The organism is Streptomyces sp. R41 (assembly GCF_041053055.1).
Taxonomy (GTDB): domain Bacteria; phylum Actinomycetota; class Actinomycetes; order Streptomycetales; family Streptomycetaceae; genus Streptomyces.
Window position 1 is genome coordinate 202895 of record NZ_CP163443.1, and the last position, 14905, is coordinate 217799.

Sequence of the window (14905 nt, forward strand, 5' to 3'; positions counted from 1 at the left end):
GCCCTCAACCCACATTCCACAGGAACCGGTGCGTGTGGATCCCGAAGTACGGGAACGACTGCACCTGCCGGACGCCTTCGATCGGTCGCACGACGTCGTTGACGAAGTCCAGCAGATCCCGGGGGCCCGGGCAGACGACCTCGGCGAACAGGTCGAAGCCGCCGGAGGTCAACACCGAGTAGACCACCTCGGCCCGCTGGGCCAGTTCGTCGGTGACCGCTCGCGGGTCACCGTCCACGGCGATGCCGAGCAGTGCCATGGACTGTCCGCCCATGCCCATCGGGTCCGTGACTCCGACCACCTGTACGGCCTGGGAGTCGAGCAGTCGCTGCAGCCGCTGGCGGGCCGCCGATGCGGACAGGCCGACTTTCGGGCCCAGTTCGGCATACGCGATACGGCCGTCGACCTGCAGTTCGCGCAGGATGGCCCGGTCGATCTCGTCCACGCTGTTCCTCTCCGACTCACCCTGACCAAGATTAACGGCGCGGTTCAGCCGACCAGTTCGGACAGCGCGGCAGCGAAGACGTCGGTGTGTGTGTCCACGTCCTCCTCCGTGGTCGTGGGGCACATGAGCGCCATGTTGTGGAACGGGGTGAGCAGGATGCCTCGGTTGGCGAGGTAGAGGTGGAGGTAGTCCTCCAGCTCCGTGTCGGCAGCGGCGGCGGATTCGGTTCCGGTGCGCGGCGCGGAATCGGCGAAGCGGTACTCGGTCCGGGCGCCGAGCCTGCTCACCGACCACGGCAGGGCCCGCGCGTCGATGCCCGCGCGCACCCCGGCCTCGAACCGCTCCGACAGCTTCGACATCCCGTCGAAGGCCTCGTCGGTGAGAACGTGTTCCAGGGTCGCTCGCATCGCCGCGACGGAAAGGGCGTTGCCGGCGAGGGTGCCGCCGACTCCGCCCATGTCGACCAGATCCAGGTCGTCACGGTCCAGGAGCTTCTCGGCAAGCTCGGCCGAGAGCCCGTACGCACCGGCGGGGATACCGCCGCCGATCGCCTTGCCGATGGTCAGCAGGTCCGGCTCCAGGCCCCACGCAGCGGTGCAGCCGCCGGGACCGGCAGAGAAGGTGTGCGTCTCGTCGTTGATGAGGAGCGTGCCGTACCGGCGCGTCAGTTCCCGCACGCCTTCCAGGTAGCCGGGTTCGGGCAGCACGATGCCGATGTTGGTGAGCGCGGGCTCCATGAGGACGGCGGCCACGTCGCGGTGGGCGAGTTCGCGCTCCAGCTGCGCCAGGTCGTTGAACTCCGCGACCCTGCTGGTGAGCGTGACGTCGCAGGGGGCGCCGACGTTGCCGGGCCGGGCGGTGCCGCGCCCGTCCGGACCGACCACGATCAGCGACTCATCGACGCTGCCGTGGTAGCTGTAGCTGTTCACCAGGATCTTCGGGCGTCCGGTGACCGCCCGCGCCAGCCGGATGGACCAGCGGTTGGCGTCGGTCGCGGTCAGCGAGAAGCTCCAGCGCGCGAGCCCGAAGCGGCGGGTCAACTCGGCGCCCACCCACTCGGCGTCCTCGGTGGGCAGCATCGCGGTCGCCCCGCCGAGTTCCCCGAACCGGCTCCGCACCGCCTCGGCCACCACCGCGGGTGAATGACCGGCCATCGCGCCCGTGTCACCGAGACAGAAATCGATGTACTCGTGGCCGTCGATGTCCGTGATCCGGGCGCCGCGCGCCGTGTCCAGGTAGCGAGGAAAGGCACCCGCGGTCTTGTTCATCCACGTCATCGGGACCCGGCCGAAGAGGTGGTCGGCCCCTTCGTAGGCGGCCTTGGAGCGCGGGTTCCGACGCTCGGCCTCGGTGATCTCACGGGCCAGGAGCTGCTGCAGGCGGGCGCGGTCCATCGGGTGCTCCTTCATCTGGTGACCGAATGCAGCGATCCTACGAACGAAAATATCGCGACAGCAAGCCTTGGCGATCGATTCAGCTGCAGAGGCAATCGAATCGAGAGTCCGCAGCGCGCACCAGGTGAACTACCCGCGCCACACGGGCCCTGTCGGCCCCTGTGAAAGCTTCAGCCGACGAGGCGCCCTCCGCATGGGCTGCGTCCGTTCGGGTCCAAACAGGCCACGGCGCCGACCGCGCAGCGTCTGCGCCGCTCACGCTTGGACAGTGTCCGCAGCAGCGACACCTCCCGTGATCAAGGAGAAAACAATGCCCATCGATACCCTCGAACGATTCCTGGCCGCTCTGAGCCCACGCGCCCGAGAACACCTCCAGCAGCAACCACGCGAGGAGCAGGAAAAGCTCGCCGCCGCCTGGGAAGCAGAACTGAAGGCGGACACCGACCTCGACACCCTGAGCGAGCTGTCACCCGCCGCCGCCGAGAGCGAGGCAGCCACACGAGTCTTCAAGAAGCTCTTCGAATAGCTGACATACGACATCCTGGCGGCCCGCCACGTACGTTCCGGCCGCCAGGGTGCATCTCACGCGACGCACATCCCGTCGAGCTCATGCCACGATCACGGCAGGCGTCAACTTGACCCGGTCCTTCAGGACTTTGTTGGCGGATTCGGTGGTCAGGCGGCCAGTTCGAGTCCGAGGCGGGCGAAGCGGCTGATGTGGGTGGTGCCGATGGGGGTTTCGGTCCACCAGGCGTTGAGGCGGTGGAGGTTGAGTCCCGTGGCGATCAGGACATGACCGAGGTGGGTTTTGTGCAGCCCGCGGTAGGGCGTGGTCCGTGTCCGTGTCACCCGGACCGCCTGGGAGATGGTGCCTTCGACTCCGGCGCGTGTGCCGTAGGCGGCCCTCCACTCATCGGTCTCCTGTTGGCGTCGACGCTGGTCAAGAGCTTGCTGCTGGGGTTGGGTGAGCAGGGTCAGGCTGCGGCCGTACTGATGGTTGGTGGCGCTGGTGCACCTGGCGCGTACCGGGCAGGCGTCGCAGTCGGTCTTGGCGAAGTGGACCCGGATGATCTCGGTGCCGGTGGGTTTGCGCTGTGCGGACCAGCTGACGCTGCGCTGTCCGCGGGGGCAGGTGACGGTGCGGGCCGGCCAGTCGATGGTGAAGGCGTCCTGGCCGAGGCCGTCGCCGGCCCGGCCCTGGGCGGTGGTGTCGGCGAAGACCGGTCCCATCAGCTCGATGTCCTGCTCGGCGGCGGCGACCAGCAGTGCGGCGGAGGTGTAGCCGGAGTCGACCAGGTGGATGCCGGGCAGCAGGCCGCGCGCGGCCAAAGCGTGGTGGACGGGCGCGGTGATCTCCGCGTCGGGGACGGTGGCGTCGGTGGTGACCACGTTCGTGATCAGATGCGGGGCGTCCGGCTCGCAGGTCTCGGTGAAGTGGACCTTGTAGCCGTCCCAGCCCGCGCCGCGCTTGACGCTGTAACGGGTGTCGGTGTCATACGGGCTGGACGGGCCTTGACCCCTGATCTTGGACACACGAGACACTAGATCTTGAGGATCTGAGAACGGACATCTCGTGGTCATGAAGCACTACCCCGCCGAGTTCAAGGCGGATGCGGTCGCGCTGTACCAGTCGCGGCCCGGAGCGGCGACCTCGACACACTCAACACCGAACTCTCAGCCTGGCAGAACGCCACCAACACCGACCAGCGTCAGGTGGACTGGCAATTCACCACCCACGATGCACGCATCAAACTGCGCCACCTCTATCCCAAACATTAGCCGCGACAGTCCACTAGCCTCGATCTTGCATGAGGGTCCGTCAGCAAGCTGACGGACCCTCATGCAAGATCGAGGCTAGGTTCGGTGTGACTACCGGTGTGATCGCGACGCGGACAGGGCGACTGACGTCTTCGCCGGGACAGGCACAGCGCATCCTCTTGCGGCGATCAGATCTGGTTGAGTCCGCCATCCACGAAAAGCTCGGATCCGGTGACGAAGCTGCTCTCATTGCTGGCGAGGAACAGTGCGGCAGCAGCGGCCTCGTCCGGGTGCCCCATGCGGCCCAGCGGAATCTGGCTGGCGAAGGCGTCCCTCATCTGTGCGGCCTGGTCGGCGTCGGCAGCCAGGCCGGTGATGCCCGGGGTGACGATCGGGCCGGGGACCAGGGTGTTCACCCGGATCGCGCGGCCGCTTAGTTCGTTGGCCCAGGTGCGCGAGAAGGAACGGACCGCGGCCTTGGACGCGGCGTACACGCCAAAGGCGGCGCCGCCTGAGGTTGCGGCAGTCGATCCGGTCAGGATCACCGAGGCGCCGTCGTTGAGCAGCGGAATGGCCTTCTGAACAGTGAAGAGCATTCCCCGTACGTTGATGTTGAAGGTGGCGTCGAAGTGCTCCTCGGTGACCTGCTCAAGAGCAGCGAACTGACCGCCGCCCGCGTTGGCGAACAGTACGTCGATGGGCCGGCCTCGCTCGGCGACAGCCGCGTAGAGGCGGTCGATGTCCGCGAGATCCGCGACGTCGCCCCTGACGGCGGTGGCTTCGCCGCCGATCTCGGCCAGCGCGGCGTCGAGGGCCTTCTGCCGGCGGCCGGTGATGAACACGTGGGCGCCTTCACGTGCGAATCGCTTGGCGGTGGCCAGTCCGATTCCGCTGTTGCCTCCGGTGATGACTGCCGTCTTCCCGTCAAGCTGCCCCATGATCGTTTACCCCTGTCCGGTGCGAACGCCAGAAGTCGTGCACCAAGTGTCACTGCGGTTTTACAGCCCGAACCGGACGGCCCCGAGCCCAGTTATGGACTATACGGTAAAGAACCTTGTTATGGACCGCACGGACAAAAACGTGACCGCGGGCACGCTGTCGAGGCGCGACAGGGCGGCCGGCACAGGCCTGTCCGCGAGGGCGCCGGGAAAACCCCTGACGGAGAGCCATGCATTGCACGCCCCCTATCGCCCGGCCTCACCCTGCACGGCGGCCCTGCACGGCGGCGACAAGGGGAACGCCCAGGTCCTCCCGCGTCACCGCGAGCAGCCGGGCCTGTGCTGCGTGCCCGACGATCTGGACCGACAGGTCAAGAAGAACGTATGCTGTTGTCATGGGACGACCGCGGAATTTCGATGACAACCAGGTACTGGAGTCTGCGCGCGAGCAGTTCTGGAATCAGGGATACGCGGCTACATCACTGCAGAACCTGACGGACGCCACCGGACTGGGCAAGGGAAGTCTGTACGGCGCCTTCGGCGACAAGCGACAGCTGTTCTTGCACGTACTGGACGGCTATCGCGAGGAACAGCTGAACGGCGTCCGGGCGGTCCTTACCGGGCCCGGGACGCCCTTCGAACGCCTGACCCTGCTCGTTGAGGGAGTGGCCAAGGGATTCAAGGAGGACCCGCAGCGCCGCGGCTGTCTTCTGGTCAACAGTACGTCCGAGCTGCACAACAACGATCCGGATGTGGTCTCCCGAGCCCGGACCACCTATCAAGCGGTCGAAGATCTTCTGATCGCCTGCGTAAAGGAAGCCCAGGACGACGGGACGGTCGAACCGAGCGCGGACGCCCAGGAGCTCGGGCGACTGCTCCTCGCCGTCATGCAGGGCATCGAGTTTCTCGCCAAGACCGACATGGACGGCTCAGCTCTGCTGCAGATAGGCCAAGCCGCCCTCAAGCAGCTGTCCCGGCACTGACCATCCTGCGGGTCGGCATCGTCCACAGGTGATATGCCGACAAACAGCGATCCGGGTGGGCCCGCCTGGGATCGGCGCGCGAGCGTCCCTTCGTACGTTCCAACGAGTGGCCCGGCCGCCCGCCCCAGCACAGTTGCCGACCCGCCCCTTTCGTCATGCCCTTGAGCGGGCCCTCTTCGGCCGTGCGGCTGCGCCATCGACTGCGCCTCACCGCGGGCCGGACGACGCTCTGGCAGCCGACGGCGCCGGACCGTTTCACACGAGCGCTGCGGGCGAGCTCTACAGATTCCCGCACAGGACCTTGGTTCGCGGCTCCCATTCGCATGCCGACGGGGCGGCGGGCGCTCAAATAGTGCATTGATCGACTGACTTCGCAACGCATTTGAAGGAGACATACGTTCTTGACTGTACGGTCCATAAACTCTACCTTTGTACTGCGACCCGCGGATTCGCTACTGCAAGGGGACGTCGGGTCGGCGGTAGACAGGTACAGACTGTTCCGCTGCACGGCAGGGAAACGCCGGGGCGGGACTGCGCGAGTGTCTCGCGTGCCCCTCCGCAAACGACTGCACACGCCCAACGAAAAGTGATCACCATGACCACCCCTCCCCAGCCGCTCTTCACCTACAGCCTCCACAACGTGACGATTTCCGTCAGTGACCTCGACGCGTCGATCCAGTGGTGGAACCGGGTGTTCGGCCTCACCCTGCTGGCGAAGTCCCGCTTCGACGCCATCGGAGCGGACGTTGCCTTCTTGGAGGGGCCCGGTTTCCGGCTGGAGCTCCTTCAGCCCGCAAACGGTGTGCGGATCCCTGAACTGACGGCAGAGCCCCCCGCCCACATCCGCCCGATCGGCAACAAGGCCCTGGTCTTCCGTGTCGAGGACCTCGACAGCGTGACCCGCACCTTCCGTGATCTGGGGGTGACGACCGTCTGGGAGCAGATGGACCTTGGCGACGGCAGTATCTCGACCGCGATCCGTGACAACGACGGAAATCTCATCAACGTCTTCCAGCAAGGCGCAAGCCCGGTCGGCTGACACGGCGAACCGATCAACCTGGCCGCCGAGCCAGATTCAGCCGCTCCGGACGTAGTTGTCCGGGACATGGTTGGCGCCGCCGACCGCCGCCGCTGCCTAACGCAGGTTTGCGGCGGCCGGGCGGCGAATGCCCTTTGCGCATGCGGCCAACGCGCGGTCTGCCAGGCGATGAGCCGGCCCTCCCGGGCGGCCAATTCGCAGCGCCGACTCCCAGCAGTTCCAGCGGCAGTGCTGCCGTTCACCGGGGTGCGAGCCGTCGCTAACTCCGCGCGAACTCAAGCAGGTCTTTGTTGAAGATCTCGGCGTACTTGGGCACCATCGCAAGGCCATGAGGCGCGCCCTCGTAGACCTTATACTGCGCGCCCTTGACGATCTTGGATGATTTGGCGCCCGCGGAGACGATGGGCACGATCTGGTCGTCGTCGCCATGCACGATCAGTGTCGGCACATCGACCTTCTTCAGGTCCTCGGTCGTGTCCGTCTCGGAGAACGCCTTGATGCAGTCGTAGGCGCCCTTGATGCCGACTGTCATGCTCCAGAGCCAGAACTCGTCACGCGTTCCCTGGGAGACGGTCGAGCCCTCACGGTTGGCACCGTAGAACGGGGCACTGAGGTCCTTGTAGTACTGCGAGCGGTCCGTGAGCACACCCTGGCGGATCTCGTCGAACACCTCGATCGGCAGGCCCTCAGGGTTGGCTTCCGTCTTCAGCATCAGCGGCGGGATCGCGCCGAGCAGGACCAGCTTGGCGACCCGTGCCGTGCCGTGCCGGCCGATGTAGCGGGTGACTTCGCCGCCGCCGGTGGAGTGCCCGACCAGAATGACGTCGTGCAGGTCTTCGGTTTCGATGACCGCGGCGAGGTCGTCGGCGTACGTGTCGAGGTTGTTGCCGTCCCAGGGCTGACCGGAGCGGCCGCCACCGCGCCGGTCGTGAGCGATGGCGCGGAATCCGTTGTCCACCATGAGCTTCATCTGGGGGTCCCAGGCGTCGGCGGTCAGCGGCCAGCCGTGGGAGAAGAGCACGGGCTGGCCCGAGCCCCAGTCCTTGTAGAAGATCTGCGTGCCGTCCTCGGCGGTGGCGAAGGGCATGGTTGCGCTCCTCTCGATGTCCGCTCGCGGGCCCCTTACGTCACGCCCTCCGGGGATGTGACGCGAAAGCGGCGCCGCATAAGGTCAACATTAATTGCGGGGCAGCGATTCAGCGCGTCTGGAACCACTGCTTCGGTACGAGTGGGACGGTCGTTGCCTGACAGGCGAGGAAGTGGTCTGTCTCGTACGGTGGTCCTTGCGGTCAGGAGAATTCACCGGTTACGCCACCCGAGTGAACTCCCTGGCACAGTCACCCACCCGCCCTGAACATCACCACCGGTGGCGGGCGGCAGCCAGGTGATCACGGGTCGTTACTACTCGTTCTGTGACACGCGGAGGGCAGGACATGGGATCCGACGTTGACGTGCTGGTCGTCGGTGCTGGTCCAGCGGGGTTGCTGCTCGCAGGTGACCTGGCCGAGGCCGGAGTGCGCTGCACCGTCGTGGAACGGCGAGAAGGGGAATCCCAGCTGACACGCGCATTCGCCGTTCACGCCCGAACGATGGAGCAACTGGACGCCCGCGGCCTGGGCGACGACCTGCTGCTGACCGGCCTCCGTAACCCGATCTTGCAATTTCTGCGGATCGATCTGTCGCACCTGCCGACCCGTTACCCCCACGTGCTCGTGACGCCCCAGTACAACACCGAGCGACTGCTCCTGTCCCGCGCCCTGACACACGGCGTGAACATCATGCGGGCCCACGAAGTGACTGGCGTCCAGCAAGACCCGAGCGGTGTCGACGTCACCGTGAAGACACCAGCCGGCACTGAACACAGCCTGCGCGCAGACTTCGTCGTCGGCGCAGACGGACGAAACAGCTGCGTGCGCCAGTCCCTCGGCCTCCCATTCCCCGGCCGCTCCGCCGTTCGCTCCATGATGCTCGCAGACGTCCGGATGGCTGATCCGCCGAAGAAGCCGCCCACGGTGGCAGCGACCGGAGACGCCTTCGCCATTGTCGTCCCGTTCGGCGACGGCTGGTTCAGGGTCATGGCCTGGAATCGCCACCACCCCATGCCCGACAACGCATCGGTCGATCTGGAAGAAATCAAAGACGTCGCCCGCCAGGCGCTCGGCAGCGACTTCGGCATGCACGACCCTCGCTGGCTCTCCAGATTCCACAGCGACGAACGCCAGTCACCCCGCTACCGAGTAGGCCGAGTATTCCTCGTCGGCGACGCCGCCCACGTCCATTCCCCGGCCGGCGGCATGGGCCTCAACACCAGCATCCAGGACTCCGCAAACCTGAGCTGGAAACTCGCAGCCGTTCAGCGTGGCCGCGCACCAGACACCCTGCTCGACACTTATCAGAACGAACGGCACCCGGTGGGACACCGGGTTCTGCGGATGAGCGGGGCACTGCTCCGCGGCGTCCTCACCACGCCACGGGCATTGTGCGGCCTCCGTGACTTGTCAGCGCGTACGGTGCTGCAAACCCCACCAGTGGCCCGACGACTGGCCATGGCAATCTCGGGAATCGACATTTCCTACGCCGCCGCGGTCGGCGCGCATCCCCTTGTCGGGAAGCGGGCACCTGACGTCCCCCTCAGCGACGGACGCAGACTCTACGAAGCCCTCCGTAAGCGACGGTTCGTCCTTGTCACACCGTCCGACACGGAGCGCTTCCCCTCACTGATCACAGAGTGGGCTGGCGAGGTGGAGATCGTATCCCCGAAGGGCGCTACCAAAAAGAGTGTTCTGGTCAGACCAGACGCCTATATCGCATGGGCTATCTCGGACGAGTCACCTGAACATCGCATCGACGCGGCCCGTCAAGCATTGACCGAATGGTGCGGCACACAGGGCTCCAGCTCTGTAGCCCCTTCACCCGACTAGTAGGACTCCGTTAGGTCGTTCTTGATCTCGGTGTTCTGTGTGTCCTGCTGGGCAGCGGCTGTTGGCAGGTGGTGCAGATGCCGGTCCAGCACCTCAAGGTGTCCTGGAGTGCATCAATGATCTGGTAGAGGGTGAGGCTGCTGGACTGGGTGCTTTTGGGGCCAGGCGTTGTTCGGTGAGGAAGGCGTGGGCGGCGGTCACGAGGGTGACGTGGTGGTGCCAGCCGGGCCAGGATCGGCCTTCGAAGTGGTCCAGGCCCAGGCCGTGCTTGAGTTCGCGGTAGACACCTCACGGCTTAACTCGTCAAGCGGCCGTGGCGAGTTGTGAGGGGAAGGCCGTGTTCTCGTCGAAGAGCGTGCGGTGCTGGAGACAGTGGTAGAGCTGGCCGATCATGCGGTTGAAGAGGTTCCTCTGGGCGGCTGCATGCCAGTCTCCGTGCTCGTCGCGGCGCCTGCGGTAGTGGGCCTTGGCACCGGGCGAGCCGTTCACCGCCGAAAACGCCCAGAGATAACCTGCGTGATTCAGACGGTCGTTCTTCACCCACCGCCTGGTGATGGATGACTTCTTTCCGGAGGCTCTGGTCACGGGCGAGGAGCCGGCGTAGGCCTTCAAGCCGCGGGCATCGGCGAACCGGGAACGGTCGTCTCCGATCTCGGCCAGCACCCGAGCGCCGAGCTGGACGCCGAGCCCCGGGAAGCTGAGGATCACTTCGGCGTCCGGGTGCTGGAGGAAAGCCTCTTCCACCGCCGCGGCGAGGCCATCGGCGGCCTTGTAGGTAGCCTCGAGTTGGAGGAGGAGGGCCAACATCTGGGTGCCGAGTGCCTCCTCGACCAGCGGCGGCTGATGGGTCCACTCGGCGCGGAAGATCAAGCGAAGCGCTCGGCCTCGGCCTCGATACCCCGCTTTCGGCCGGCTCGCTTGAGCGCAGCCTGGAGCTGGGCACGGGTCAACCGCGAGGCTTGGGCCGGCGTGGGCGGCAGGCGGAGGAGTTCGTGCGCCTCGGGGCGGCACAAGCCGTTTTCCCACTTGCCGACGGCTTCCAGAGCTGCGGGGTAGCACTCGCGTAGCAAAGAACGCAGCTGGTTGGCGACCTGCTGCCGGTTCCAGACCGCGTCTTGCTGGGCGCGGGCAAGGACGGCGATAGCGCGTGCCAGGTCGGAGTCGTGGGGCAAGGGCCGGTGAGCGCGCATGTCGGTGCGCAGAATGTTCGCAAGCATCAGGGCATCGCCGGGATCGGACTTCTTGCGGCACACACTGTGCCGATCGCGATAGCGGGCCGCGGCAAGAGGGTTGATCGCGAACACCTGTCGCTTGCCGGTGCGCAGCACGGCGACGAGGAGGCCGCGGCTGGTCTCGATCGCCACTGGGATCGGGTTCTCTTCGCTGTCACCGTGCTCGGCCAGCAGGTCCAGCAGGTCCTTGTAACCGGTCGCGTCGTCCGTGATGTGCCGTTTGGCCAGCAGCTGGCCTGTGTCGTCGACCAAGGCAACGTCGTGTGTCTTCTCCGCCCAGTCGATACCGCAGTAGGGGCGTTTCCCCTTGAGCGTGGACACCCTGATCATTGGATCGTGATGATCCATAGGACAGGAGTTCCCGTTGGGGACGTCGAAGTACTCGCCTGAGTTCCGGGCCGATGCCGTCGCGCTGTATCACTCGAGCCCGGGTGGGACGTACGCGTCGGTGGCCAAGGACCTGGGCGTCAACCACGAGACGCTCCGCACGCGGGTGCGGGATGCCGAGCAGGCCGCCCGGCCCGGGGCGGTGGAGGCCACCGCGATGGAGAAGGAGAACCGGCAGCTGCGGGCGCGGGTGAAGGAACTCGAGCTCGAGCGGGAGATCCTGCGGAGGGCCGCGAAGTATTTTGCGGCGGAGACCAGTTGGTGAGCAGCCGCTTCCAGTTCGTCGAGGATCACCGTGGCGCCTTCGGCGTCAAGCGGCTGTGCCGGATACTCGCGGTCTCGCGTTCCGGCTTCTACCGGTGGCTGGCCGGCGCATCCGCGCGGGCCGGCCGGGCGAGGGCGGATGCCGAGCTCGCCGAGCACATCAACCGGATCCATCAGGAATCGGACGGCACCTATGGGGTTCCGCGCGTCACCGCCGAGCTGAAGGAGGCCGGGAGGCCGGTTAATCACAAGCGGGTCGAGCGCGTCATGCGCAAGTTCCACATCGTCGGGTTGCACCTGCGCAAGAAGGTCCGCACCACCATTCCCGAGCCGTCGGCGACACCGGTGCCGGACCTGCTCCAGCGGGACTTTGTTGCCCAGGAGCCGAACACCAAGTACGTGGGAGACATCACCTATCTCCCGATCGGCAACGGCCAATTCCTTTATCTGGCAACGGTGTTGGACCTGTGCTCGAAACGCCTGACGGGCTGGTCGATCGCCGACCACATGCGGACCTCGCTGGTCACCGACGCGCTCAGGGCCGCAGCGAGGGCCCGTGGCGGGGACGGTTTGCGCGGGGCGATATTTCACAGCGACAACGGGGCGCAATATGTGTCGAAGGAGTTCGCCCAGGTCTGCTCGGAGCTGGGCGTGACCAGATCGCGAGGGGCGGTCGGCACAAGTGCGGACAATGCCGCCGCGGAGAGTCTGAACGCGACCATGAAGCGCGAGACGCTCCAGGGCCGCAAGCGGTGGAACGGGGCCAGTGAGGCCCGCCTCGCGGTCTTCCGCTGGGCGACCCTGGCGGTTCTGGAAACGGAGCCCTCACAGACCACCGAGCCAGTCCCCGATCCTGCGCAGGTCCACCTTTCGCTTTGCTGATCGCATCTCGGACGGCCGGCTCCGCGCGCGCGAGCGCTGCCCGTGCTCCGGCGTTCCGGGGGCTCGCCGAGGCGAGGGACGTGTCCTGCTCACTCCCGGATTCCTGGCTGCGCTACCTCGCCGAACGGGCCGGCACCCCGCGGTGGGGAGACCGCGACGAGCCGTCCGCCGCCGCCGCGTGGCGGCAGCTCGACCACGAGCTGTCGGTCATCGCGCAGTTGGGCATGGCCGGGTACTTCTTGATCGTCCATGACGTGTGCCAGTTCGCGGCCGGCCGCGGCATCCTCACCGAGACCGAGCCCGGTCTGTTCACCCAGCCTCGCCGATAACCCGACCACGAGCCCGCGATCAGCCGATCTCACCCCACCCGAAACGGAGATCACATCACGAATCGCCCTCTCAAGCTTGAGGTGTCGAGGGCCGATGAACGGATCATGACCTCGACGTACTCCCCTGCCCACCGGCGCCGCGCGGTCCGGCTGCCCTCCTCCGTCAATGAGCTGCTGCCCGGCAGGAACGCGTCCCGGCAGCCGTTGCTGCGCATGGCAGTGTGGATGGTGCCTGCGCTTGTGGTGGGGCTTGCCGGGTTTCAGCGGCGCTGGATGTCCGACGACGCCTATATCTACGTACGGACCGTGCGGCAGATCCTGGCGGGGAACGGGCCCGTGTTCAACGCGGGCGAGCGGGTCGAGTCCTCCACCGGCACGCTCTGGCAGTGGCTGCTCGCGGCCGCTGGACTGGCGAGGGTGGATCTCGCGACGGCCGCGGTGTACGGGGGGCTTCTGCTGACCGCCGCCGGATTCGCGCTCGCCGGACTCGGAGCGCTGCGACTGCATGGCAACCGGGCAGTGCTTCCGCTCGGCTCCCTCGTCCTGCTCGCACTGCCGCCCGTATGGGACTTCGCCACCTCGGGACTCGAGACAGGGCTCGCCACCTGCTGGATCGCCGGGGCCTGGCTCGCCCTCACCACACGCGCCCAGTCCCTCGCGACCTCACTGCTGCTCGGCCTGGGGCCCCTGGTACGGCCCGACCTGGGAATCGTGTCCGTCGTCTTCCTCGGCGCGCAGTGGCTCCTGGCGCGGCCCTCCCGGCAGGGCACCCTCGCGGGAGTCGCGGTCGCGGGCGCGCTTCCGGGCACGTACGAGATCTTCCGTGCGGGCTACTACGGGCACCTCGTGCCACTGCCCGCCGTCGCCAAGGAGGCCTCGCAGAGCCTGTGGGAGCGGGGTCTCGGTTATCTCGGGGACTTCTCGGGGCCCTATCTGCTGTGGCTGCCCGCACTGTTCATCGCCGCCGCGGTGCTGCCCTCGCGCGGGCAGCGGACCGAGCGGGCCACGGCACCGTTCGGCCACTCCTCTCCCGGCCGATCCAGGCTCCTCGCCGCGCTCGCACCCGTCGTCGCCGGACTGTTGTGCTGGGCGTACGTCATCAAGGTCGGCGGCGACTTCATGCACGGGCGGATGCTGCTGCCCGGGATGCTGCTGATGCTGTTGCCCGTCTTCGTCGTGCCCGTCACACGGGCGAGCGCGCTCGCCGCGGTCGGAGTCGGTACCTGGGCCGTGGTGTGCGCGGGCTGGCTGCGGATTCCGTACGAGGGACAGATGGGCCCGGCCGGGATCGCGGACGAACACGGCGTATACGCCCTTCGCAACGCCGACGCCCACCCCGTCCACCACACCTTCGCGGGCGCGCCCTGGCATCTCGCCCACGCGCTTGAGGTGCAGCAGGCCGAGCGCACCGGCGCGCCCACGCTACTGCTCGGCGGACACGACAGTATGGCCGCCAACTCGCCCTCGGTGACAGCCACTTATGTGGTCCTCGGCTGGAACGGGGCCGTCGTGCCATTGGACGGCGCCGCGCTCGATCCGATCGGGCTCGCCTATCCACTCGCCGCCCACACCCAGCGAGTCGACGGCGGCCGCGTGGGCCACGACAAGCACCTGCCCGCCGCCTGGCTCGCCGCCGACCGGGGCGATGCGGCCGACTTGCCCTCCGGCCTCGACCCGGCCCATGTCAACGCGGCCCGCCACGCCCTGCGCTGCGGCCCCCTCGCCGACCTCCAAGCCGCTACACGGGATCCGCTCACCCCGGGTCGATTCCTGCGCAATCTCGCCGGATCCTGGGCGCGCACCTCGTTCCGCTTCCCCAGCGACCCGGTAACAGCGGAACGGGAGCTGTGCCGCGGGAACTGACACGCGGCATGATGATCGCTGACCGAGGGCTACGCGCCCTTTCAGGGCGTGATCACGGGCTCGATCAACACCCACCGCTCGTTGGACAAGTCGCCAGCGCGGCTTGCCTTCGCCGTCGGCAGCGGCCTCTCACCGATGCACGGCGTCGTCCCTGAACTCGCCACGGATCTCCTCGATCTACCACCACGGCAGGGCGCGGCCCTCCTGGAACATGTATGCCTCGCGCGGCCGCCGCCCCGATCCTCGGGCGCCTTTGCCCACGACGACGAACCGGCCCCACCGGCCGTGCTCCCGGTGGAGGTACCCCGGGCGGACGCCGCACAACTCCGCCGCGGGGACGTAGAAGTCGCGCATCGCCCTCTGTGACGGCGGGATGCGCAGACCGAAGTCCCCGCGGTGCGCGGCCAGTTGAACGGATCGACCGGCGACTCCGCGGTGGCACCGAAGCGGTACTCCACCAGATCCGGGGA

The 14905-nt window shown here is 67.2% G+C and carries 12 protein-coding genes and 4 pseudogenes; 7 read left to right on the forward strand and 9 right to left on the reverse strand.

The genetic code is table 11. The features are described from left to right. Window positions 1–4 precede the first annotated feature (4 nt). Both AB5J53_RS01085 and AB5J53_RS01090 read right to left on the reverse strand, forming a co-directional pair. Window positions 5–445 (reverse strand): Lrp/AsnC family transcriptional regulator, encoded by a 441-nt coding sequence (locus tag AB5J53_RS01085; protein ID WP_369243761.1) that lies wholly within the window; start codon window positions 443–445, stop codon window positions 5–7. Between the two features lie 44 nt (window positions 446–489). Further along, entirely contained in the window at window positions 490–1839 is a 1350-nt protein-coding gene (locus tag AB5J53_RS01090; RefSeq protein ID WP_369243762.1) for a transaminase, read from the reverse strand. Window positions 1840–2149: 310 nt separating this feature from the next. Between AB5J53_RS01090 and AB5J53_RS01095 the strand changes: the two genes are divergently transcribed. Next, entirely contained in the window at window positions 2150–2365 is a 216-nt protein-coding gene (locus AB5J53_RS01095) for a hypothetical protein (RefSeq protein ID WP_369243720.1), read from the forward strand. 149 nt (window positions 2366–2514) lie between these two features. Here the strand turns inward: AB5J53_RS01095 and AB5J53_RS01100 are convergent, their stop codons facing one another. The 3 genes from AB5J53_RS01100 to AB5J53_RS01110 all read right to left on the reverse strand — a co-directional run bounded on the left by AB5J53_RS01100 (window position 2515) and on the right by AB5J53_RS01110 (window position 4932). Then, window positions 2515–3372: a transposase gene (locus AB5J53_RS01100; RefSeq protein ID WP_369243763.1), complete on the reverse strand. Its 858-nt coding sequence runs from the start codon at window positions 3370–3372 to the stop codon at window positions 2515–2517. 413 nt (window positions 3373–3785) lie between these two features. Then, on the reverse strand, window positions 3786–4535 hold the full coding sequence (locus AB5J53_RS01105) for a glucose 1-dehydrogenase (protein ID WP_319753993.1): 750 nt from the start codon (window positions 4533–4535) through the stop codon (window positions 3786–3788). A gap of 259 nt (window positions 4536–4794) precedes the next feature. Next, window positions 4795–4932, reverse strand: coding sequence for a hypothetical protein (locus tag AB5J53_RS01110; RefSeq protein ID WP_369243764.1), 138 nt, complete (start codon window positions 4930–4932; stop codon window positions 4795–4797). Between AB5J53_RS01110 and AB5J53_RS01115 the strand changes: the two genes are divergently transcribed. Further along, complete coding sequence (locus AB5J53_RS01115) at window positions 4931–5518, forward strand: TetR/AcrR family transcriptional regulator (protein ID WP_369243765.1); 588 nt, start codon at window positions 4931–4933, stop codon at window positions 5516–5518. The two genes, AB5J53_RS01110 and AB5J53_RS01115, sit on opposite strands and share 2 nt — an antisense overlap. Window positions 5519–6113: 595 nt before the next feature. Then, the gene (locus AB5J53_RS01120; RefSeq protein ID WP_147474078.1) at window positions 6114–6557 is read left to right on the forward strand and encodes a VOC family protein; all 444 of its coding nucleotides are present in this window, start codon (window positions 6114–6116) and stop codon (window positions 6555–6557) included. A gap of 259 nt (window positions 6558–6816) precedes the next feature. Here the strand turns inward: AB5J53_RS01120 and AB5J53_RS01125 are convergent, their stop codons facing one another. Continuing rightward, on the reverse strand, window positions 6817–7644 hold the full coding sequence (locus AB5J53_RS01125; protein ID WP_030172753.1) for an alpha/beta fold hydrolase: 828 nt from the start codon (window positions 7642–7644) through the stop codon (window positions 6817–6819). A gap of 346 nt (window positions 7645–7990) precedes the next feature. On the opposite strand from AB5J53_RS01125, the gene AB5J53_RS01130 reads away from it, so the two are divergent. Beyond that, window positions 7991–9478: an FAD-dependent monooxygenase gene (locus AB5J53_RS01130; protein WP_369243766.1), complete on the forward strand. Its 1488-nt coding sequence runs from the start codon at window positions 7991–7993 to the stop codon at window positions 9476–9478. 93 nt (window positions 9479–9571) lie between these two features. Here AB5J53_RS01130 and AB5J53_RS01135 read toward each other — a convergent pair. Further along, window positions 9572–9760: pseudogene (locus AB5J53_RS01135) on the reverse strand (IS701 family transposase); the annotation flags it as partial. Between the two features lie 21 nt (window positions 9761–9781). Then, a pseudogene (locus tag AB5J53_RS01140) lies at window positions 9782–11040 on the reverse strand (IS110 family transposase). A gap of 34 nt (window positions 11041–11074) precedes the next feature. On the opposite strand from AB5J53_RS01140, the pseudogene AB5J53_RS01145 reads away from it, so the two are divergent. From AB5J53_RS01145 to AB5J53_RS01155, 3 genes and pseudogenes are all read left to right on the forward strand, one after another. Continuing rightward, a pseudogene (locus AB5J53_RS01145) lies at window positions 11075–12156 on the forward strand (IS3 family transposase); the annotation flags it as partial. A 167-nt stretch (window positions 12157–12323) separates the two neighbouring features. Then, complete coding sequence (locus AB5J53_RS01150) at window positions 12324–12572, forward strand: hypothetical protein (RefSeq protein WP_369243767.1); 249 nt, start codon at window positions 12324–12326, stop codon at window positions 12570–12572. 105 nt (window positions 12573–12677) lie between these two features. Continuing rightward, a complete protein-coding gene (locus AB5J53_RS01155) occupies window positions 12678–14435 on the forward strand; it encodes a hypothetical protein (RefSeq protein ID WP_369243768.1) in 1758 nt (585 codons plus the stop codon). A 180-nt stretch (window positions 14436–14615) separates the two neighbouring features. On the opposite strand, the pseudogene AB5J53_RS01160 reads toward AB5J53_RS01155, so the two are convergent. Beyond that, window positions 14616–14884: pseudogene (locus tag AB5J53_RS01160) on the reverse strand (site-specific integrase); the annotation flags it as partial. Window positions 14885–14905 lie beyond the last annotated feature (21 nt).

Coding starts and splice junctions, on each gene's coding strand:
- AB5J53_RS01155 (WP_369243768.1), top strand. CDS start 12,678: ATGACCTCGACGTACTCCCCTGCCCACCGGCGCCGCGCGGTCCGGCTG.
- AB5J53_RS01125 (WP_030172753.1), bottom strand. CDS start 7,644: ATGCCCTTCGCCACCGCCGAGGACGGCACGCAGATCTTCTACAAGGAC.
- AB5J53_RS01095 (WP_369243720.1), top strand. CDS start 2,150: ATGCCCATCGATACCCTCGAACGATTCCTGGCCGCTCTGAGCCCACGC.
- AB5J53_RS01115 (WP_369243765.1), top strand. CDS start 4,931: ATGGGACGACCGCGGAATTTCGATGACAACCAGGTACTGGAGTCTGCG.
- AB5J53_RS01130 (WP_369243766.1), top strand. CDS start 7,991: ATGGGATCCGACGTTGACGTGCTGGTCGTCGGTGCTGGTCCAGCGGGG.
- AB5J53_RS01120 (WP_147474078.1), top strand. CDS start 6,114: ATGACCACCCCTCCCCAGCCGCTCTTCACCTACAGCCTCCACAACGTG.
- AB5J53_RS01105 (WP_319753993.1), bottom strand. CDS start 4,535: ATGGGGCAGCTTGACGGGAAGACGGCAGTCATCACCGGAGGCAACAGC.
- AB5J53_RS01110 (WP_369243764.1), bottom strand. CDS start 4,932: ATGACAACAGCATACGTTCTTCTTGACCTGTCGGTCCAGATCGTCGGG.
- AB5J53_RS01090 (WP_369243762.1), bottom strand. CDS start 1,839: ATGGACCGCGCCCGCCTGCAGCAGCTCCTGGCCCGTGAGATCACCGAG.